Source organism: Streptomyces sp. TRM49041 (assembly GCF_008271805.1).
Lineage (GTDB): Bacteria > Actinomycetota > Actinomycetes > Streptomycetales > Streptomycetaceae > Streptomyces.
Genome location: NZ_VSRY01000145.1, coordinates 21,843 through 42,411, shown reverse-complemented (window position 1 = coordinate 42,411; position 20,569 = coordinate 21,843). Strand labels below are relative to the sequence as shown.

The window sequence follows — 20,569 nt, the reverse complement described above, 5'->3', positions numbered from 1 at the left end:
CGCACGGACCGGGGGGCCGGAGGCGTCAGCCGAGGGCCTGGAGCAACTCGCGCTCGCGCCGGGCGCTGAGGCCGGCGCGCCGTAGGCGCTCCAGGCCCTGCTCACGCTCCCAGAACAGTGTGTCGGCCAGCAGGTCCGCCGTGGGCCGGTGGCGGAGGCCGGCGGCGCGGGCGGCGGTACCCTTCCGGGCCGACCACCCTTCCCAGCCCGGCTCGACCAGCCACATCGGCAGGGACTCGGCGCCCATGTACTCGGCCACGCCGTTCGCCAGCAGCCAGGCCGAGTCGGCGGTGAGCACCGGGCCGGTGTGCCCGCCGACGGCGCGGGACTGCTCAATCCACTCCGCGAACGGAACGACCGGACCGACCGCGTCGTATGTGCCGGTGCTCCCCCTCTCCGCGGCGTCGAGCAGCCAGGTGGTGAGGTCCCTGACGTCGACCGCCTGTGTCGGCATGTCCGGGGTGTCGGGAACGAGCATCGGCTCGCGCGGATCGCGTGCCGCGCGAGCCACCCAGTAGCCGGAGCGTCCGCTGCGATCGCCCGGGCCGCCTATGAGACCGGCCCGGGCGATGAGGAGGCGGTCGCCCACGACGGCCGTCGACGCCTGCTCGCAGGCGACCTTCGCCTCGCCGTACGACGAGCGGTCGACCTCGCTCCGGTCGGTGGGGGTGAGGAGCGCGCCGGACTCGTCCGCGTCCGGCATGGCATGGGAGGCGTACGCGCTGATCGAGGAGACATAGGTCCAGTGCCCCGCGCTCCCGCCCAGTGCGTCGAGCGCCCCACGGACGAGGCCCGGCTGCCATGACACCTCGACGACCGCGTCCCATGCGCGGCCGAGAAGTGGTGCGTACGCCGAAGGGTCGCGCCGGTCGGCGGCCACCAGCCTCGCTCCTTCGGCGACCTCCCCGCTCTCCCCGCGCGCGAGGCACGTCACCATGTGACCGCGCTCGACGGCCTGCCGCGAAAGCTCCCGACCCAACCATGCCGTTCCGCCCAGAACCAGGATCTCCATCCCGACAGCCAAGCACCGCCCGGACCCGCGGTCAGGTGGGTTCACCGAGAGCGGACCGGGTCTGGGCGGACACCAGGAGGCGCAGGGCGTGGGTCAGGGCGCTGTCAGCGGTGAAGTCCGCTCCGGCGGGGAGTTCCACGAGGTCTCCGTGGGCGAGGACCAGGACTCCGGAGGAGCCGGGGCGTGCCGCTCCCGTGGCGCGTAGCCAGTGGCTGTAGGAGGGGGCGGTCGTGTCGCGGTGCTGTCTGCTTCTGCGGCTCACCTCGGCCATCAGGTCGTCGACGCCGGTGAGCGCCTCGACGGACTCGAACGGCACTCTCAGCACGGGCTCGTCGACCAGGCGGACGCGTGGCTGTTCCTCCGGCGGTACGTCGGGCAGCAGTCCGCGGCCGAAGCGGGCGTAGTAGAGCAGGCTGTGGGCGGAGTCGATGCCGCCGACGAAGGGCCGGTCGAAGCTCACCTTGCGGGTGCTCGCGATGTACTCCCGCGGAATCCTGGGGTCGGTCGGCTCGGGCCAGTGGACGGTCTCGGAGTCGCGCTGCCGCCAGGGCACGTACCGCCTGATGTCGTCGGAGGGCGAGGCGGGCAGCAGCTCGATGCCGAAGCGGTCGGGGTCCTTCGCGACGATGGACCCCGGTGTCAGCGAGTACACCCCGATCCCGGCCGTGGTCCAGAGGTCCTCATGGACCTGGAGGAACTCGTACGTCGCCAGCGCCTCCGTCTCGGTCTCGGTGGGGAACCCGGTGAAGCCCATCATCTGCGCCGCGATGCCGTTGCGTGCCAGCTCGGTCAGGACGTCCGGCACCTGGTCGATCCGTACGCCCTTGTCGATGAGGTCGAGGACCCGCTGGGTGCCGGACTCGTAGCCGAAGGAGACCGCGACGCAGCCGGAGGCGGCGAGCAGTGCGCCGGCGGCGCGCTTGGGGAAGGTACGTTCCAGGCGCAGCTCCGCGGCCCATCGGACGTCGAGAGGCGACTCGGCGAGTGCGGTGGCGAGGGTGCGCAGGTAGCGGGGGGACATGGCGTCCACGGCGAAGTACAGGGTCCTGCCGAACCGCGTGGCCTGGCGCAGGTCCTCCATCACGGCGGCCACGGGGCGTTCACGGGACGGCGAGGTGGGCCGGTCGGTGTTGAGGCCGTAGTCGCAGAAGGTGCACTTGTTCCAGTAGCAGCCGCGGGTGGGGCTGTAGAGGATCACCGGCTCCGGTGACCAGTACCGGTCCCACTCCCAGACGTCGTACGCGGGACTCGCCAGGGTGGCCACGCTGCCGTAGGAGATGTGCGGGTTCGGGCGGGACCTCGTCATGACCCCGCCGATGCCGTCGAAGCCGGTGCCGTCCCTGATCGCGTCGAGGATGCCGACGAGTGCCGTCTCGCCCTCCCCCGGGACGATGAGGTCGGCGTCCTGGAAGACCTTCCACAGCGCCTCGCGGTCGGCCGTGTACTTGACCACGTCTCCGACCTCGGTGCCGCCGAAGACGATCACCGTGCCGGGCAGTGCGGTCCGGATCAGCCGGGCCATCCGCAGAGCGACGGGCAGTTGGCTGGTGTAGTTGACGGACAGGCCCACCAGGTCCCAGCGCCGTTCGCGGAGCCGGGAGGCGAACTCGTCGGCGAAATAGCCCTCGAAGGGGCGGGAGACGGCCGCGGCGACCGCCGGGTCGGACAGGTCCGCGGTGCTGCACAGGTTGACGGTGGACTTCGCGCGCATCGAGAACCCGTCGAGCGAGCCGGGCGGCATGTCCAGTGCCAGCAGGTCCCACCAGCGGCTCATCACCGCGACCGCCTGGGCGTAGGTCGGGGGGTGGTAGAAGAGTTCCGGGTCCTTGAACACGGAGATCGCGTCGCGGGCCGACGTGGCGGTCAGGCCCTCCGCGGCCAGGGACAGCCGGTAGCGGATCTCGTCGTGTCGCGAGGGAGGCCCGGGCCGGCCCTCTGTCTCGGCTCGCGTCCGCCGTGCGGACTCGATCGCCGTGCCGAACCGGTCGGGATGCGCCAGGTACTGGAACGCGTCGAGGTTGGCGTCCACACAGCCGTAGGTGGCATGGCCGGCCTCGCGGGCGGCGCCCACGAGGTAGGGGATCGAGTGGTAGGGGGTGGTCGGATCGGTGACGGGTGGATTGATCAGCAGGTACGGGACGTCGCCGGTTCCCCTTTCGCGGTCGGGTGCCGGCCTGCCCAGCGGAACGAACACGCTCATCCCTGTGACTCCTGACTGCTGCTGTCCTGCCGCTGACGTGTGGTGCTGACGGCCGGTTCGGCGTTCGGCCCAGGCCCACGCCCATGCCCAGGCCCAGGCCCAGGCCCAGGCCCAGGCTCCGGCTCCGGCTCCGGCTCCGGCTCCGGCTCCGGTGGCAGGGTGCCCGGGGTGTACTCGGTGCCCGACCGGTAGCCGCGGAACGCCTTCTGAGTGAGGGCGCACAGGACGGCGAGGGCGATGGCCGTGCCCGCCGCCGGGAAGAAGGGCGCCGCGCCGAGGTGGCGGACCCCGAAGCCGGCCAGGGCGACGGAGATCGGGAAGGTGCCCATGACGGCCAGCATCACCAGGCTCATGACCCTGCCGATGAGCGCCTGAGGCGTCCACACCTGCAGCATCGTCACGGCGACGATGTTCTGCCAGCCGCTGGCCGCGGCGTACAGGGCGACGCTCACGGCGGCGCCGACCAGGCCGCCTGCGTACGGTACGGCCGCCAGGGAGACGCCCATGACGACCGCGAGCGCCGCGAAGAGGTAGGCGGGCGACGTCACCGTCCGGGAACGGGCGGCCAGCAGCGAACCGGCGAGTCCGCCGAGGCTCAGACAGGTCAGCAGCACGCCGTAGCCGGTGGCACCCATGCCCTGATGGGCGAGCTCGGGCAGCGCTACCTCGATCGTGCCGGTGAACGCCAGGTTGCAGACCAGCGCGACCACGAGGACGACGTGCAGCAGCCGTCCGTGGCGGAGCAGTTCGGCGAAGGACGGTCCCTCGGCGGCGACCGCTCGCGCGCTGTCGGCCCGGGTCGCGCGTGGGGCACCGGCAGTCTTGTCCGCGCCGGTGCGGATGCGGGAGAGCACCACGGCCGACACCACGAAGGACACGGCGTCGACCGTGAGCGCCGGGCCCGCCCCGAAGCCGGCCACCAGAGCGGCGCCGACGGTCGGTCCGAGGAGGCCGCCGGCCTGGTTGACCATGGTCGACAGGGCGTTGCCCCGACCGAGGTGCTCCTTGTGCAGCAGCTCGGGCAGCAAGGTGTACGACGCGGGGATGAAGACACCGGAGCCGGCGCCGAGGACGACGGCGATCGGGGCGAGTTGGGCGAGGGTCGGGGTCCCGGTGAAGGCCACCGCCGCCAGGACGCCGACGGCCGCGGCGCGCACCACGTCGGCGACGAGCATCACGCGCCTGCCGCCGTACCGGTCGGCCACCACACCACCCAGGGGAATGGTGACGACGCGGGGAACGCCGTAGCAGGCGAGCACGGTGCCGAGCAGGACGGTGCCGCCGTCCTGGGACAGGATCAGCCAGGGCAGGGCGACGGCGTAGCAGTAGTCCCCGACCGTCGAGGAGAGCTGTCCGGCGAGCAGCAGCCGGAAGCCGCGCACCGACATCGGTCCGCCGGCGAGTGCCGTACGGAACCTGTGCGCGGCTGCTGCCATGTCTCCGTCTCCTCCTGCGTCGCGGCGCCGGATACGCGGTGTGCGGGTGCGGTGTGCGGTGCGGTGGGTGCGCGGTGGGGTGTGCGGTGCGGGGCTGTCAGGCGACCGGGGATTCGCGCGGGCCGACCGGGAGGCGGCAGAACTCGCTCACCACCGCGGTCACGGTCGCGGGCGGAGGCAGCCCGTGGTTCGTCCGCATCTCGCGGCCGGCGATCTCCCAGGCGGGGGCGGGCACCGGTTCCACGACCACGTGCCCGTCGGCTCGCAGCTGTGACACGTTGCGGCGCACCGCCGGGCGTTCCCACATCCGGCTGTTCATGCTGGGGAAGAACAACACCGGGGATTCGTGGGCGAGCAGCGCGGAGCTGAGCAGCCCGGAGGCGAGGCCGTGCGCCGCCTGGCCGAGCATGTTGGCGGTCGCGGGCAGCACCACGAACCGTTCGGCCCAGACGGCGAGCGAGACATGGCCGGTGGTCAGCTCGTCCTGCCCGTCGCAGTACACCTCCTCGCAGACCAGCCGCATGGTCGAGGCCGGTACGAGGGCCGCCGCCGAGCGGGTCATGACGATGCGGACGTCGACGTCGAGGCCGGCTCGGAGGGTCATGAGGTACTGCGGCAGCACCAGTACGTTGCCGGAGCCGCACACTCCGAGGAGGAGGCGGCGCGGGGGCGTACCGCTGCCCGGGTCCGGGGCTGAAGGGTGGGCGTCCGCCATCACCGGGCCCCGGTGGCCTCTCCGGCCGCGGAGTCCAGGCCGCACTGGGAGGCGACGAGGTCGAGCCGGTCCTGGAAGTTGAACTTGTAGCTGGGGCAGGGCGGATGTCCCTCGTGCCACGCCTTGGGACAGGAGCCCCCACAGGTCGGCAGGTGAACACAGCCCTTGCACCAGCTCCCGCCCTGTTCGATCTCGTCGTTCCAGCCGTCGAAGAGGCCCGGTGGCCGCCCGGGTTCCGGGCCGGCTCGGTCGATGTGCGTGAGCGCGAGGTTCCGCTCGGCGTCGGGGACGAGGGGGTGCTCGCTGCACGAGAAGATGTTGCCGGTACTGCTGATGATCTCCGCCGCGGTGGTGGTCGCCGGGCACACGACCTTCTTCGCGGTGCTCGGCAGCAGTTGCACGGTCAGGCCGTTGCGCAGCAGGAGCCGGAGCCAGAGCATTTCCCGGTCCGCGAAGTTCTGCTTGGACACCTCGATGTCGGAGACGTCGTTCCCCCAGGAGTGGACGGGAACGATCGAGAAGGACACGTTCGACCGGCCGAATCCGAGTTCCGCCATCAACTCGATATAGCGGGGAACGCTGTCCTGATTGTGCCGGTCGACATTCGTACGGAACGTGAAGTGCGCCGATCGGGATTCCGGTTCGTCGAGCGCGGCGCGAACAGTGCGGACGATCTTCCAGAAGGAGCCGCGGCCACTCTTGAGCGGTCGGTGTTTGTCGTGTATCTCCGGAGGCCCGTCGACCGTGATCTCGAAATGGGTGACCCCGCAGGCGCGTATAAGGGTGTCCACCTTTTCCGTGGTGAGCAGGGATCCGTTCGTCACGAGAAAAGAGGAATACTCGACTCCTCGTTCGGCCGCGGCCTGGACGAACCGGGGTGCCAGGTCGCGGATGACCGCGTATCCCATCATCGGTTCGGCCCCGAACCAGTCGATGCGCAGGCGTCGCGTGGCCGGCGCGTTCACCGCGCGCAGGACCCGGTCGCGGACCTGGTCGCGGTGCGTGCGCGACAGACCTCCGCGGGTGTGCTGCTGGCCGCAGTAGGCACACCCCATGTTGCAGTAGGAGGTGGGCAGCAGGGAGATCTGGACCGCCGAGCGGTCCGCGGAGGCCCGCCGGTTGCGGTCGAGCACCGCGGTCAGCTCGGTCTCGTCGGCCGGTACGAGCACCTCGGCGCCGCGCAGCGCGTCGCGCCACGCCGGCGCCACACCGGCGGCGTCGCGGGCCTCCAGGGCCCGTGCCGTGGCGACGTCGACCGCCATGACCTTCGCGGTGCGGGTGCTGTACACAAGGCGCGCGCGGACGCCTGTGACGTCGGTGTACGTGCGGTCGCTCATCACCAGGTATCGGCTTACTCGGTCCATCCAACCCTCCGGCGCTGCGTGTCCCGGCAGTCGGCGATTCGCCGGCCGCGCGTTCCCGTGGCCGGTCCGGCGGACCGTGCCGCCGGACCGGCCGCGGCGGGAACGCCTGTGGCGTCGTGGACCCGTCAGCAGAGGACGTTCGTGTTGGAGTCCGCCGCCTGGCCCTCGACGGCGGCGGCCACGGCGCTGAGCCGTGCCTGGATCGAGCCGAGGACGGACACCTCGTCCGGGCTCAGGGACGCGAAGACCTCTCGCTCGGACTCGGACAGCAGGTCGACCGGGGTGCCGGCACGGCGCAGGGCTTCCAGGGGCTCATGGGACATGCGTCTCTCCTTCGGGCGATGGCCACGGGGGGTGATGCGCTTGACGCACGCCAGACTGCTCTCGGCGCGGCCGGGTTCACATCCCTCAATCGACTATGAATCGGCGGCGGTACGGAGGTCCGGGCCGACGGCGTCAACCGCTCGACGGTCCTTCTTGTCCGGAACATGACCCACGGCTACCCTGTCTCCGTGGGTGACGAATTCCGCACACAGGTCCATGTTTCGTGCGCCGTATCCGAGGTGGCAGATTTGACCGGTCGTGAAATTCGGATCGCTTCGCTCGTGGCCGCCGGCGCCTCGAACCGCCGTATCGCGAAAGACCTCTGCATCAGTCCGCACACAGTGGCGGCACATTTATGCAACATGCTCCGAAGAACGGGCGCGTCGAACCGTACTGAAATGATCGCGCGGCTGTACGCGCTGGGCGTACTGGTCCAGGGAACCTGGCCACCACTGCCCGCGGAGGGACAGGCGCGCCGGCCGCACTACGGGAACGAGGTACCGGTAGCCATGACCTTCGACGCCTTGAACGCGCTGCGCGAGGCCGGCCATCCAGTGGATCTGCTGGCGGTCGAACAGCGCTCGGTACTCTCCCAGCTCAGCGAGCAGGAAGTCGAGGTCCTCAACTCCGTCAAGGGGCGTCTGGAGGCCGCCGCGGGCGAGGTGGAGGGTCAGGACCTCAAACTCCTGTGAGCGGGCCCGCGCGTTGTGGCAGTTGCCGCACGGCGGCGCCGGAGGGGGCGCGTTTCTGCCCGGACTGCGGTACGCCGCTCACCGGCGGGGCTCCGTCCTCGGACAGCCGGAGAATCGTCACTGCGGTCTTCATCGACCTGGTCGGTTCCACCGTGCTGGCCGAGTCGCTCGACCCCGAGGCCCTGCGGCGGACCATGGACCGGTACTACGGCGCCTGCACGTCGGCGGTGACCGAACGCGGAGGCGTCGTCGAGAAGTTCATCGGCGACGCGGTGATGGCCGTCTTCGGAGCGTTCGTCAGTCACGAGGACGACGCCCTGCGTGCCGTGCAGGCGGCGTACGCGGTGCGGGAGGCGCTGGCCGACGCCGGCCCGGAGCGCGGCGGCCCCGCGGTGCGGCTCGACATCCACTGCGGAATCGCCTCGGGCGAGGCCGTGGTGGCCGGGGCCGCCGGCGGGGGTGCGCGCGTGGTGGGCGACGTCGTCCACACCGCCGCCCGTCTCCAGTCCCGCGCGGAGACGCACGAGATCCTCATCGGCGACGAGACGGCGCGGCTGGTGGGCAACGCGGTGCGCCTGGAGGCCGTGGCGCCGCTGCGGCTGAAGGGCAAGCGCGACCTCGTCACGGCCTGGCGCGTCGTGGGGCTCCTCGACGGTGCGGGCCAGGAGGACCTGGTGCCGCTGGTCGGCCGCGAGGCGGAGCTGGGCGCCCTGCTGACGGCATCCGACTCGGTACGCCGCGACCGCCGCTGCCGTCTCGTCACCGTGACCGGCCCCACGGGCATCGGCAAGTCGCGTCTCGTACGGGAGTTCGCCGCCGTCCGCTCGGCCGCAGGCGCCGTCGTCCTGCGCGGCACCTGCCAGCCCTACGGTGCCGGGCTCGCGTACCGTCCGCTGGCCGAGGCGGTCTGGTCCCTGCCCGGCGGCTGGGAGGAGGCGGTGAGCGCCCTGGAGGCCCTCCGCCCGAGCGCCGACCGCGCCGTCACCGCCCTCGCCGTGGCGTTGGGCGTCCGGGCCGAGAACGGGCTCCCGGTGAGCGTCGACGAGATCGGGTGGGCGTTCCGCCGCCTGCTGGAGGCGCTGGGGCGGCGGTCTCCGCTGCTCCTCGTACTGGAGGACTTCCACTGGGCGGAACCGACCCTCCTCGACATGCTCGGGGAAGTGGTCGAGGGGGCGGTCGACGCCGAGGTGCTGATCGTCTGCGTGGCGCGTCCCGAGCGCGCCACCGGGTACTCCGGCGGGGACGGCACGCTCGGCGAGGCCCTCGCCCTGCGCGTCGACGCGCTGCCGCTCCATCAGACCGAACGGCTCGTCGGCCTGCTGGCGGACCGCGCCGAGGTCGCCGCCCAGGAGGCGGCCCGCACCGACGACGCCCTGGCCCGGGTCGTCCAGGAGTGCGACGGCAACCCTCTCTTCGCCGAGCTGCTCGTGGAGAATCTGGCCGGCGACCCGTCCGCGGTGCGGGGCGTCCCCACGACGATCCGGGTGCTGCTGACCGCCTGGCTGGACCGGCTGCCGGCCGCCGACCGCCAGGTGCTGGAACGCGCGGCCGGTGTGGGCGGATCGTTCACCGTGGACGATGTGCGGGCACTCGCCGACGACGCGCCCTCGCTGACCGACGACGTACTCGACGGCGCGGTGAACCGGCTCCTGCGGTCACGCGTCATCCACCCCTCCGGTCCGCCCGGCGCGTACCGGTTCACCCGCGTGCTCGCCCGGGACACGCTCTACGAGATGACGTCCAAGGCCCGGCGCGCCGACTGGCACAGGAGGATCGCGGACCGACTCGAGGACCGGCTCTCGGAGCGGCTCTCGGAGCGGCGGCCGGATTCGCCGTCCCCCGGTCCGGGAACCGAGGAGGACCTCGCCCACCACCTGGAGTCGGCGTGCGGACTGCTGGCCGAGGTGCACCCGGGCGACCCCGGACTGCCCGCTCTGACCGACAGGGCGGCTCGTGCCCTGGTGGCCACCGGGTACCGGGCCCTGCACCGCCGCGACCTGCCCGCCGCCGTGTCGCTGATGGAACGCGGACGCGCACTGACCCCGGACGGGGACCCCGGCCATCGCGTCCTCGCCGTCCGCATCACCGACGCGTACGCGGCTCTCGGCCGGTGGGACGACGCCCGGCAGGCCGTCGCCGAGGCCGAGGACAGGTGCGGGCACGACCTGCCTACGCGGCACACCTGCGCCGTCCTGCGGCAGACGATCGCGCTGCGCTCCGGCGACCCGGCACACCCGGACACCCCGGCCGCCCTGCCGGAGCGGCAGGACGACCTGAGCTGGTGCAGACTCCATCAGCTGTCGTCCCTGCGCGGCTTCGCCGAAGGCAGGATCGGCGCGGCCGAGTCCGCCATGCGCGAGGCCCTGGCCCACGCCCGGCGGCTCGGCGACACGTACGAGGAGAACCGGATCCTGGTGTCGATCTGCGAACTGACGCAGTGGTCGCCGACCCCGCTCGGCAAGGCCGTGGCGCTCTGCGAGGAACTGGCCCGGCGCTTCGACGGCGACCGTTGTCTGCTCGTGCCGATCCTGCTGACCCGAGCGCGCCATCTGGCCCTGTCGGGCCGGGTCGACGAGGCACGCGACGACGTGGCGCGGGCGCGGCGGCACTCCGCGGACCTGGCTCTGACCCTCGGAGGTGTCGCCGCCGACCAGACCGCGGGGCTCATCGAGTCGCTGTGCGGCGCGCACCCGGCCGCGGCCCGCCACTACACGGTGGCGGCGGACCGGCTCGGCGCACTGGGGCAGAGCACGACGGCGGCCACGCTACGGGTGTACGCGGCCCGCGAACGCTTTCGTGCGGGCGACGACAGCGGCCTCGCCGCTCTCGCGCCGCCGACGGGGGTGACGCCGGAGACCCGCGGGCGGGCCGTCGAACTGGCCCTGCGGGCACGGATCTGCGCGCGGGTCGGCGCGTTCGACGAGGCCGTCTCCGCGGCCGACCGGGCCACCGCCGCCCTGGACCGCACCGACGACCCCTGTCTGATCGGCGATGTGTGGTTCGAGGCCGCCCGGGTCCTGCACGCGGCCGGGGCGCCCGCACGGGCCAGGTGCGCGGCGGAGCGGGCGCTGGCGGCCCTGACGGCGAAGGAGGCCGTGCTCCCGGCCGGGGCGGTCCGCACATGGCTGGCCGGCCGGGACGAAGAGCCGACCGACCGGGACACCGTGCGCACCGACCCGGAGGAGAACAGATGAGCGATCCGCCCTGGAGACGGCCGTCGAGGGCCTACACACCGGGTGTGCCGGCCTGGGGAGCGAAGACCAGTACACAGACCCTGGAGGAGTTCGCGGCCGTCCCCATGCGCGAGGTCTCCCCCGAGTGGGCCTGGGGCGGTGCGGACGGGTCGGGTGTCCGCGTCTGTGTGGTGGACAGCGGAGTGCAGGCCGACCACCCGCTGGTGGGTGGGGTCGACCGGTCGGTGACCACCGTCGAGAACGGCGACGGCGGGTTGGACATCGCGGAGTGCTCCCCCTCGGACCTGGCCGGACACGGTACGGCCTGCGCCGGTGTGATCCGTTCCCTCGCCCCGAGGGCCTCCGTCTCGTCCGTCCAGGTCCTGACCGACGGCAGGACGGGCAGCGGCGCGGCCCTCGTCACCGGGCTGTCCTGGGCGATCGACCAGGGGTTCGACGTGATCAACCTCAGCCTGGCGACGACCCGGACGGCCCTGTCGGCGCAGCTGCACGAACTGGCCGACCGGGCCTACTTCCGCCGGTGCGCGCTCGTCGTCTCCGCGCACAACCGGCCCGTGCCCAGCTATCCGTGGTCGTTCTCGTCGGTGATCTCGGTCGCCAGCCATGACGAGGACGATCCGATGACCTACTACTACAACCCGGCTCCACCCGTGGAGTTCCACGCCCGGGGCGTCCGCGTCCCCGTGGCCTGGCCCGGCGGCGGCACCATCCGCTCGACCGGCAACAGCTTCGCCGCACCGCACGTCTCGGGTCTGTGCGCGCTGGTCCTCGGCAAGCACCCCTGGCTCACACCGTTCCAGCTGAAGACGGTTCTGTTCCTGTGCGCCGGCAATGTGGTCGGCCGATTCGGAGGCGGGCATGACACTCCCCGTTGACGCCGCGGCGCCCACCGAGCGCCGCCTGCTGCAGTCCATCGTGGAAGTCGCGCGGCACGCCTTCGGGGCGGCGGCCTCCTCGATCTTCCTCATCGACCCCGACGCCGGGGAACTGGTCTTCGAGGCGGTGGCCGGCGAGGGGGACGGTCAGCTCGTCGGATCACGCTTCCCGGCGGGGACCGGCATCGCGGGGTGGGTGGCGGCCTCGGGACAGTCGATGCTCGTCGACGACCTGCGCGAGTCGAAGCACTTCTCGGGCGCGGCCGCCGCCTCGACCGGCTATGTGCCCAACAGCATCATGGCGGCTCCCCTGTTCAGCGGCGACGCGTGCATCGGAGTGCTGGAGGTGCTCGACCGTGGCTCCGGCGGAGTGCGGGAGATGGCCGATGTGGAGTTGCTGGACCTGCTCGCCGACCAGGCGGCCATCGGCCTGGAACTGCTGACGCGGCTGCGCGCCACGGCGCCCGACCAGCGGTCCGACAAGGCCCTTCGGCTGCTGGAGATGGCGGAGTCGCTGCTGGAGAACGCCCGTGGCTGAGCACTGCGTGCTCCTGCTGACCAGGCGCGGCGACAGGGAGGCCACCGAGGTGGCCTCCCTGTTACGCAGGATCGGCGTGCCCGTCCTCCGCCTCGACGCGGACGGGCTGGAGGATGTGGAGGCCACCTGCGAACCCGGCGGGCCGATGACGCCGATGACGCTGAACGGACACCGGTTCGTCCCCACCGTGACCTGGCTGCGCCACTTCTCACTGCGTGCCGCGCCGTCGACGCGCCCCGCCGACCGGCAGATGCTGTACCGCGACTCGTGGACGGCGCTGGCGCGCCAGCTGGCCGTCGTGTCCGGCACCACCCTCGGCGCCACCGATCCCGGCCAGCTCCGTCAGCGCGCCCAGGCGGCGGCACTCGGCATCCGTACCCCGCGGGGCGTGGTCACCACCGATCCCGCGGCCGCCGCCGGGCGGCTCGCGTGCGGGCGGTACGTGGTGAAGGCCCTCGACCGGCACTACGTGGAAGCCGAGCCGGGCCGGCTCGCCTGGTTCCTGCCCCGGATCCTGGAGCGGTCTCAGCTGGACGGCGCGCTGGGGCTGCCCCACGGCACACCGGTGGTGCTGCAGGAGTACGTCGGCCACGACGCCGAGTTCCGGGTCTACGTCGTGGGAGGTGAAGTCATCGCGTTCGAGGTGGCCAAGGACGACCCGCGCGACATCTGGTCGCGTCCGGACCGCGTGCGGGTGCGTCCCGCCGAGGCGCCGCCCGGCGTGGCCGAGGCGGTGCGTGCCCTGGCCGGGATGTGGGACCTCGGGTACGGGGCGTTCGACTTCCTGCTGGACCGCGGTGAAGCGGTGTTCCTGGAGATGAACGCCCACGGCGACTGGCGCTGGTTCGAGCGCAAGGCCGGAGTGGACGTGGTGACCCGGGCGGCCGTGCGCACCGTACGCGACCTCCACTGGTCCGCTGTCGGGGGACCCCGCCCGGGCCCGGTCGGCCTGCTCACCTTCCTCGGCGCGGCGCGGCCCGCGGCCCGCCCTACGGCCTCCTGACACGCCTCGGCCGAGCCGGTGGGGCGGGGGGCGCCCCCCATGTCGACGTACCCCGGGCAGCCGCCGCGCGCACGGCCGGAGGGATGACACGGGGCGCGCGGCCGAGGGCCGACGGTACACCGCCCATCCGATGGCCTATAAGGGGTGATAGCAGACAAATGATGTGAGCCTGGTGGAAGGCCGCAGAGCCAGGCTGTGTGAGGAGGCCGAATGGTGACCGACCCGGCCGACGGGGACACCGACGGCGCGCCGCCCGTGGCCCGTGCCGCTTTCGGGCGGCTGCGGGCCGTGGCCGATGCCGTCCTCTACGAGGGCTATCTGCTGTACCCGTACCGCAGGTCGTCGCCGAAGAACCGGGTGCGCTGGCAGTTCGGTGTCCTCACGCCACGGGAGTGGGCGGAGGCGGGCGGCCCGGTGCCGCCGGGCGTCTCGGGGTCCGTCGACTCCTGGTACCAGCAGACCGAGTGCCTCCTACGGGCCGGGCCGACCGCGTCGGTCCATGTGCAGGTGCGCTACCTGCAGCTCCAGCGCAAGCAGGTGGAGCGGCGGGGCACGGACGGCGACTGGCGGCCCGTCGAGGAGACGGAGAGCGCGGGGACCGTCCATCTCACCTTCGACGAGGCCGTGCCCCGGGAGACGGACCTCGTCGCACCGCTGGCCGCTCTCCTCGGGGACGGACGGTCGTTCTCGTTGGGGCGCACCGGTGGTGAGGAGACGGAGCCGCTCGGCGACGGGCACGGACGGGTGGTGCGCCGCAGATGGCCGGTCGAGGCGGTGGCGCTGGTACAGGCGGAGCGGCTTCCCGGGGAAGGCGGTCTCCATCGGCTGCGGGTACGCACGGAGAACACCGGCCGTTCGCCCGGTGGCGGCACGGCGTCGCGGGACGAGGCGCTGCGCGGTGCGCTCATCGCGACACACACGCTCATCGGCGGCGACGGGCTGGAGTTCGTCTCGTCGGCCGACCCGCCCGAAGACTGCGAGACGCACGCGCGGGACTGCCGCAATCTGCACACGTTCCCCGTGCTCGCGGGCGCGCCCGGCTCCGGCGCGGCCGTTCTGTCGTCGCCCATCATCCTCTCCGACCACCCCGAGGTGGCGCCGGAGAGCCCCGGAGACCTCCATGACGCCGCGGAGATCGACGAGATCCTGACCCTGCGGACGCTCCTCCTGACGGACGAGGAGAAGCGCGAGGCACGGGCCACGGACCGGCGTGCCGCCGAGATCCTCGACCGCGTCGAGAGCATGCCGCCGGAGATCTTCGCCCGGCTGCACGGCACCGTCCGGTCGCTGGACCCACGGCCGGAGCCGGAGCGGCTCGTCATGCCGGAGCGGCTCGTCACACCGTCGCCGGCCGCGCCCGGAGCGGAAACCGGAGCCGCTCCCGGCCCGGCGCGCGGGACCGCCCCGTGGTGGCAGGAGGGCGGCGACGACGGCCTGTGCCCCACGACGGACAGCGTGCTGGTCGACGGCGTACCGGTGGCTAGCGGCGCGCGAGTGCTGTTGCGGCCGCGCGGCCGGGGCGCCGACGCGCACGACATGTTCCTCACCGGCCGGACCGCACAGGTCGCGGCGGTCTTCCACGACGTCGACGGCAGCGTGCACGTCGCCGTCACGCTCGACGACGATCCCGCCGCGGAGCTGAACAGCTGGTACGGCCGGTTCTTCTACTTCCGCCCCGACGAACTCCAGCCGGTGGACGCCGACCGGGAGAAGGAAAGGTGCGATGGACGCTCTCGAAGTGCTGAAGCATGACCACCGCATGGCGGAGCGACTCTTCCGCGACCACCACGCCGCGGCCTCCGGCACCCGGCGGCGGGCGGTGGTCGAGGTGACCCTCGCGGGGCCTGTGGCGGCCACATACGACCGACTCCGAGACCGACTGCAGCGGAGGCCCAGGACATGACCACGGAGAGCGGCACCACAGAAGTCAGCCGACAGCCCGAACGTCCCCCTGGAGGGGAGGGTTTCGAGGAGATCCATATCCTGTGGATCTCCGAGGGCTTGAGCTGCGACGGCGACACCGTCTCCATGACGGCCGCCGGCCAGCCCGCCATCGAGGACCTCGTGCTGGGGCTCGTACCCGGCCTGCCGAAAGTGCACCTCTACAACAAGGTGCTGTCGCCCAGCGAGGGCGGCGAGGACTTCCTCGCACCCTTCCGGGCGGCCGCCCGTGGGGAGCTGGCCCCGTTCATCTTGGTCATCGAGGGATCGATCCCCAACCAGAACATCATCGAGGGCGACGGCTACTGGACATCCTTCGGCAACGACCTGGAGACCGGCGAACCGCTCACCCTCAACTGGTGGCTCGACCAGCTGGCCCCGAAGGCGTGGGCGGTGGTCGCCGCCGGCACCTGCGCGACGTACGGCGGAATCCACGCGATGGCCGGGAACCCCACCGGCGCCATGGGGCTGGCGGACTACCTGGGCTGGGACTTCAAGTCGCGGGGAGCGCTGCCGGTCGTCAATGTGCCGGGCTGCCCCATCCAGCCGGAGAACTTCATGGAGACGCTGGTGTGGGTGCTGCACCACGCGGCGGGGTCGGCGCCGCCGCCTCCGCTGGACCATATGCTGCGCCCTCAGTGGATCTTCGGCAGGACCGTGCACGAGGGCTGCGACCGTGCCGCCTACTACGAGCAGGCCGACTTCGCCAAGGACTACAACTCGCCCAAGTGCCAGGTGAAGGTGGGCTGCTGGGGCCCTGTCGTCAACTGCAACGTGCCCAAGCGGGGCTGGATGTCCGGCGTGGGCGGCTGCCCGAACGTCGGGGGCATCTGCATCGGCTGCACCATGCCCGGCTTCCCCGACGCCTTCATGCCGTTCATGGACGAGCCCACCGGCGGCAGGCTGTCGTCGACGCTCATCAGACCGTACGGGAGCTTCATCCGGCGGATGCGTGCGATCACCAACGTCGCGGTCAACCGCGAACCGAAGTGGCATCACAACGAGCCTGCGTTGACCAGCGGCTACGACCCGTACTGGCGCCCCTGACACCCCTCTGACACAGCCGGCAACGAGACAGGGACTTCATATGACCGACACCGAGGATCGAGTCCGCGCCACGGAGCGCAAGCCCGCACAGATCGTGGACATGTCGTGGGACCCGATCACCCGGATCATCGGCAATCTCGGCATCTACACGAAGATCGACTTCGCCAACCGCGAAGTGGTGGAATGCCGCAGCACCTCGTCGCTCTTCCGCGGCTACTCGGTATTCATGAAGGGGAAGGACCCGCGCGACGCGGGTTTCATCACCTCACGCATCTGCGGGATCTGCGGCGACAACCACACCACCTGCTCCAACTACGCCCAGCAGATGGCCTACGGCGTCAAGCCGCCGCGGCTGGCCGAACACATCACCAACCTCGGCGAAGCGGCCGAGTACATGTTCGACCACACCATCTTCCAGGACAACCTGGTGTTCGTGGACTTCTGCGAAGCCATGGTCAAGGTCACCAACCCGGGCGTGCTGGCCAAGGCGGAGCGGACCGAGGCGCCACGCGGCGACATCCACGGCTATCGCACGATCGCCGACATCATGCGCGCCTTCAACCCGTTCGAGGGCGAGGTGTACAAGCAGGCCCTGAAGGTCAGCCGGGTCACCCGGGAGATGTTCTGTCTGATGGAGGGGCGCCACGTCCACCCGTCGACGATGTATCCCGGCGGTGTCGGCACGATGCCGCAGCCGACCACCTTCACCGACTACCTCTCGCGGCTGATGAAGGTCCTCGACTTCGTCAAACAGGCCGTGGCGATGAACGACGACATCTTCGACTTCTTCTACGAGGCGCTGCCCGGCTACGAGGAGGTGGGACGTCGACGAATCCTGCTCGGCTGCTGGGGCGCCTGGCAGAACCCGGACGTCTGCGACTACCGCTACGCGTCGATGAACGAGTGGGGCAAGGCGATGTACGTCACGCCCGGCGTCATCGTCGACGGCAAGCTCGTCACCAACAACCTCGTCGACATCAACCTGGGCATGCGGATCCTGCTCGGCAGCTCCTTCTACGAGGACTGGGAGACCGAGGAGCCCTTCGTCACCCACGATCCCCTCGGCAACCCGGTCGACATGCGGCACCCGTGGAACCAGACCACCGTGCCCGTGCCGCAGAAGCGCGACTTCGACAACAAGTACAGCTGGGTGATGAGCCCCCGCTGGTACGACAAGGCCACCGACCAGCACCTCGCCCTGGACACCGGTGGCGGGCCCCTGGCGCGCCTGTGGTCGACGGCGCTCAACGGAATCGTCGACACGCCCTATGTCAAGGCCACCGGGCACAGCGTGCGGATCACCCTGCCGAAGAGCGAGAAGCTGGACGAGATGACACTGGAGTGGAAGATCCCCCAGTGGAGCAACACCATCGAACGCGACCGCGCCAGGCCCTACTTCATCGCCTACGCGGCGGCCATGGCCTTCGATTTCACCGAGAAGGCCATGGGTCTGGTCCGGGCCGGCGACACCAAGGTCTTCGAGAACTACGACGTGCCGGACGAGGCGATCGGCTGCGGCTTCCACGAGGCGGTCCGCGGTGTCCTCTCGCACCACCTGGTGATCAAGGACAAGAAGATCGCGAACTACCATCCGTATCCGCCGACCCCTTGGAACGCCAGCCCACGGGACAGTTACGGCAACCCCGGTCCGTACGAGGACGCGGTACAGGGCCAGCCCATCTTCGAGGAGAACGGGCCCGACGACTTCAAGGGCGTCGACATCATGCGGACCGTCCGCAGCTTCGACCCGTGCCTCCCCTGCGGTGTGCACATGTACCTGGGCAACGGCACCACCCTGCAGAAGTTCCACACGCCGACGTACGGCGGCGGTCATGAGTGACCACGGCCGGCTCGACGCCCCGGCGGTCGCGGACCGGCTGTCCCGCATCGACGAACTGCTCGGACAGGTCGAGGCCGCGCCCGGGCCGACCGCCCGGTCGGCGGTCGAGGCGGTACGTGCCCTCACCGAGGTCTACGGCGAGGCGCTGGCCCGCGTCCTGGACCACGCCGACGAGGAGTCGGCCGGCCGCATGACCGAGGACGACCTGCTCGGTCATCTGCTGGTACTGCACGCCATCCATCCGGACCCGGTGGAACGCCGGGTGGCGCGTGCCGTCGAGAGGCTGCGGGAGGCGGTGCGCGAGCGTGGCGGCGACCTGGAGCTGGACGGGATCGACGAAGACGTCGCCCGGGTGCGGCTGAGTACCAAGGGGTGCGGCTCCTCCTGGTCCGGTGTCGAGGAGGCGGTCCGTGAGACGCTGCTCGCCGCCGCGCCGGAGCTGTCGGGCGTGGAGCGGGTGGCGGAACCGGCCGAGGCCGCCCCCGCCTTCGTGCCCCTCGGCGCGCTGACGCTCCGGCACGCACAGCCCCAGGAGGCGTCATGACGGCCGGTGCGCTGGCCCGTGTCATCCGCGAGGCCGCCGACCGGGGGCAGGGGCCCGGCGACCACTGCGACCTGTGCGGGGAGAGGGTGCCGGACGACCACCGGCATCTGTGCGACACGAGCCGCGAGGAGGTGCTGTGTGCCTGCCGGCCCTGCTCGCTGCTGTTCGTCAAGGACGAGGCGGGCGAAGGGCGGTACCGGCTGGTGCCCACGCGCCGGATCAGGCTTCCGCCGGTCGACACCACGGCCCTCGGGGTACCCGTCGGGCTGGCGTTCTTCGTACCCCGGGCCGACGGCACTGTCACTGCCCACTACCCGAGCCCCGCTGGACCCACCCGATGGGAACCGGAGCCCGCGGCGTGGCAGGACCTCGTGGCCCGCTGCCCGCGGGTGGCCGACCTGGAGCCCGACGTGGAGGCGCTGCTGGTCAACACGGCGTGGGACATGAGCCATCACTGGATCGTCCCGGTGGACGACTGCCTCCGGATGGTCGCCGTCGTCCGGCGGGAATGGCGGGGAATGTCCGGCGGCGGCCAGGTCTGGCCGGCGATCGGACAGTTCTTCGCGGAGCTGACCGAACGGACGTGAGGAGCGGACGATGGGAAGGATCAGGGTCGGGAAGGCCCAGGTGAAGACCGACACCCCGACGCATGTCTTCGGACTGCACCAGGGCAACAAGGGTCCGTACAAGTCGCAGCCGGGCCACCACGAGGACGGCACCGCCGACGCGCGTAAGTCCACCGGCATCCATGTCGGAGGGCACAACGCGATCATGAGGATCATGCCGAACATCCCTCCGGGATGAGCGGCGCAGGCCCGTCACTACGGAACGATCGAGGAGGCAGGCACATGGCCAGACGTGTGCTGATGGCGGAGGCGGTGCTCGTGGGCGGACTGGCGCTCGCGATCCTGATCCGAGAGATTCCGGGACTGATGCGCGAAGTCAGGATCTGGAGGATGGCCGGATACCGCTCGGGAGCCCGCCACCCCCGGTGACCCTCGCGGTCCCGGGCCGGGACGGCGGGCACGCCGCCGTCCCGGCCCGGGTCGGCGGACGCGCGTCCTTCCGCCGGTGTTCCAGGCTTGTTCCTACCCGGTGGCTCCGGCGTCCGCCCACGGGGGACGGTGCGGGAGGGGGTCACGGGACCTCAGGGGGTCACGGGCTTCCGTCGCGTCCTCCGCCTGCATCGGTGCCGTGGGGTCCGCCAGCAGCGTCCGTGCCACCGAGTGGAGCAGTGTCGCGGCGCGGCCGACGGCGTCCCGTACCGGTGCGCTGAGACCGACGGTGACGTCCTCGTCGCCGCGGAGCCGTACCGCCGGTTCGCAGCCCAGGACGACGACGCGCGGCAGGGCGCCGTCGCTGAGCCGCGCGGCCAGGGCCAGGACCTTCACGGGGTCCATGCCGTGGGCCTCCGGGACCGCCGTGGCTTCCCCGACGTCCGGTTCGATGAGGTGGAGGGTGCCGGGCCGGTCGCCCCGGGGGGCGGCGTCGACGAGCACGGCGGCGGCGTACCCGTCCAGCAGCCGGTACGCGAGGTCCATGCCGCGGATCCCGAAGTCCGCGACGTCCACCGGTGCGGGCAGGGGCCGCGCGCGCAGGGCGTTGATCACTTCGGGGCCGAAGGCGTCGTCACCGAGGAAGATATTGCCGATGCCCGCCACCAGGAGACGCGACCGCCGCCCCGTCGGGCGTGCGCCGTCCTCCGCCGGCCCGGTCGTGAGGCCGGCGTTCACCGGATGTCCGTACGGTGTCCGTTGCCCATGAGGCTCCTTCGTCCGGGCCGGCTCGGAGGAACAGCATGCGCACCGGCCGGCGTGCGTGGCGGGCACGCCGCACGCACGCGA

The 20,569-nt window shown here is 71.7% G+C and carries 20 protein-coding genes; 13 read left to right on the top strand and 7 right to left on the bottom strand.

Annotation, left to right across the window (positions count from 1 at the left end; translation table 11 throughout):
• Positions 1-25: 25 nt before the first annotated feature.
• The 6 genes from FVS66_RS19845 to FVS66_RS19815 all read right to left on the bottom strand — a co-directional run bounded on the left by FVS66_RS19845 (position 26) and on the right by FVS66_RS19815 (position 7,050).
• On the bottom strand, positions 26-1,012 hold the full coding sequence (locus FVS66_RS19845; RefSeq protein WP_149182526.1) for an NAD-dependent epimerase/dehydratase family protein: 987 nt from the start codon (positions 1,010-1,012) through the stop codon (positions 26-28).
• A 31-nt stretch (positions 1,013-1,043) separates the two neighbouring features.
• Complete coding sequence (locus FVS66_RS19840; protein WP_149182525.1) at positions 1,044-3,212, bottom strand: B12-binding domain-containing radical SAM protein; 2,169 nt, start codon at positions 3,210-3,212, stop codon at positions 1,044-1,046.
• A complete protein-coding gene (locus tag FVS66_RS19830; RefSeq protein WP_262387092.1) occupies positions 3,209-4,648 on the bottom strand; it encodes an MFS transporter in 1,440 nt (479 codons plus the stop codon). The genes FVS66_RS19840 and FVS66_RS19830 overlap by 4 nt, the downstream gene beginning before the upstream one ends.
• A 97-nt stretch (positions 4,649-4,745) precedes the next feature.
• On the bottom strand, positions 4,746-5,363 hold the full coding sequence (locus tag FVS66_RS19825; RefSeq protein WP_149182524.1) for a flavoprotein: 618 nt from the start codon (positions 5,361-5,363) through the stop codon (positions 4,746-4,748).
• On the bottom strand, positions 5,363-6,727 hold the full coding sequence (locus FVS66_RS19820) for a radical SAM protein (RefSeq protein ID WP_149182523.1): 1,365 nt from the start codon (positions 6,725-6,727) through the stop codon (positions 5,363-5,365). Before FVS66_RS19820 ends, FVS66_RS19825 begins: the two co-directional genes overlap by 1 nt.
• Before the next feature lie 125 nt (positions 6,728-6,852).
• Entirely contained in the window at positions 6,853-7,050 is a 198-nt protein-coding gene (locus FVS66_RS19815) for an aroma-sacti cluster domain-containing protein (RefSeq protein WP_149182522.1), read from the bottom strand.
• 189 nt (positions 7,051-7,239) lie between these two features.
• Here FVS66_RS19815 and FVS66_RS19810 point away from each other — a divergent pair, with 189 nt between their 5' ends.
• The 13 genes from FVS66_RS19810 (at position 7,240) to FVS66_RS35130 (ending at position 19,720) form a co-directional block, all read left to right on the top strand.
• The gene (locus tag FVS66_RS19810; RefSeq protein ID WP_187645602.1) at positions 7,240-7,743 is read left to right on the top strand and encodes a helix-turn-helix transcriptional regulator; all 504 of its coding nucleotides are present in this window, start codon (positions 7,240-7,242) and stop codon (positions 7,741-7,743) included.
• Positions 7,740-10,937, top strand: a complete 3,198-nt coding sequence (locus FVS66_RS19805) for an adenylate/guanylate cyclase domain-containing protein (RefSeq protein ID WP_149182521.1) — start codon at positions 7,740-7,742, stop codon at positions 10,935-10,937. Before FVS66_RS19810 ends, FVS66_RS19805 begins: the two co-directional genes overlap by 4 nt.
• On the top strand, positions 10,934-11,812 hold the full coding sequence (locus FVS66_RS19800) for a S8 family serine peptidase (RefSeq protein WP_149182520.1): 879 nt from the start codon (positions 10,934-10,936) through the stop codon (positions 11,810-11,812). The genes FVS66_RS19805 and FVS66_RS19800 overlap by 4 nt, the downstream gene beginning before the upstream one ends.
• Positions 11,796-12,350, top strand: coding sequence for a GAF domain-containing protein (locus FVS66_RS19795; RefSeq protein ID WP_149182519.1), 555 nt, complete (start codon positions 11,796-11,798; stop codon positions 12,348-12,350). Before FVS66_RS19800 ends, FVS66_RS19795 begins: the two co-directional genes overlap by 17 nt.
• Complete coding sequence (locus FVS66_RS19790; protein ID WP_149182518.1) at positions 12,343-13,353, top strand: hypothetical protein; 1,011 nt, start codon at positions 12,343-12,345, stop codon at positions 13,351-13,353. Before FVS66_RS19795 ends, FVS66_RS19790 begins: the two co-directional genes overlap by 8 nt.
• A 210-nt stretch (positions 13,354-13,563) precedes the next feature.
• Positions 13,564-15,105, top strand: a complete 1,542-nt coding sequence (locus FVS66_RS19785; protein WP_262387091.1) for a hypothetical protein — start codon at positions 13,564-13,566, stop codon at positions 15,103-15,105.
• Positions 15,077-15,256: a hypothetical protein gene (locus FVS66_RS36090; RefSeq protein ID WP_262387090.1), complete on the top strand. Its 180-nt coding sequence runs from the start codon at positions 15,077-15,079 to the stop codon at positions 15,254-15,256. The genes FVS66_RS19785 and FVS66_RS36090 overlap by 29 nt, the downstream gene beginning before the upstream one ends.
• Complete coding sequence (locus FVS66_RS19775; protein ID WP_149182517.1) at positions 15,253-16,341, top strand: hydrogenase expression protein HypE; 1,089 nt, start codon at positions 15,253-15,255, stop codon at positions 16,339-16,341. Before FVS66_RS36090 ends, FVS66_RS19775 begins: the two co-directional genes overlap by 4 nt.
• Before the next feature lie 40 nt (positions 16,342-16,381).
• Positions 16,382-18,181, top strand: coding sequence for a nickel-dependent hydrogenase large subunit (locus FVS66_RS19770; protein ID WP_149182516.1), 1,800 nt, complete (start codon positions 16,382-16,384; stop codon positions 18,179-18,181).
• On the top strand, positions 18,174-18,725 hold the full coding sequence (locus FVS66_RS19765) for a NifU family protein (RefSeq protein WP_149182515.1): 552 nt from the start codon (positions 18,174-18,176) through the stop codon (positions 18,723-18,725). Before FVS66_RS19770 ends, FVS66_RS19765 begins: the two co-directional genes overlap by 8 nt.
• A complete protein-coding gene (locus FVS66_RS19760) occupies positions 18,722-19,312 on the top strand; it encodes a DUF5947 family protein (RefSeq protein WP_149182514.1) in 591 nt (196 codons plus the stop codon). The genes FVS66_RS19765 and FVS66_RS19760 overlap by 4 nt, the downstream gene beginning before the upstream one ends.
• 10 nt (positions 19,313-19,322) lie before the next feature.
• Positions 19,323-19,529, top strand: coding sequence for a hypothetical protein (locus FVS66_RS19755; protein ID WP_149182513.1), 207 nt, complete (start codon positions 19,323-19,325; stop codon positions 19,527-19,529).
• A 44-nt stretch (positions 19,530-19,573) separates the two neighbouring features.
• Positions 19,574-19,720: a hypothetical protein gene (locus FVS66_RS35130; protein ID WP_187645601.1), complete on the top strand. Its 147-nt coding sequence runs from the start codon at positions 19,574-19,576 to the stop codon at positions 19,718-19,720.
• A 93-nt stretch (positions 19,721-19,813) separates the two neighbouring features.
• On the opposite strand, the gene FVS66_RS19750 is transcribed toward FVS66_RS35130, so the two are convergent.
• Positions 19,814-20,458, bottom strand: coding sequence for a hydrogenase maturation protease (locus FVS66_RS19750; protein ID WP_149182512.1), 645 nt, complete (start codon positions 20,456-20,458; stop codon positions 19,814-19,816).
• Between the last annotated feature and the right edge of the window lie 111 nt (positions 20,459-20,569).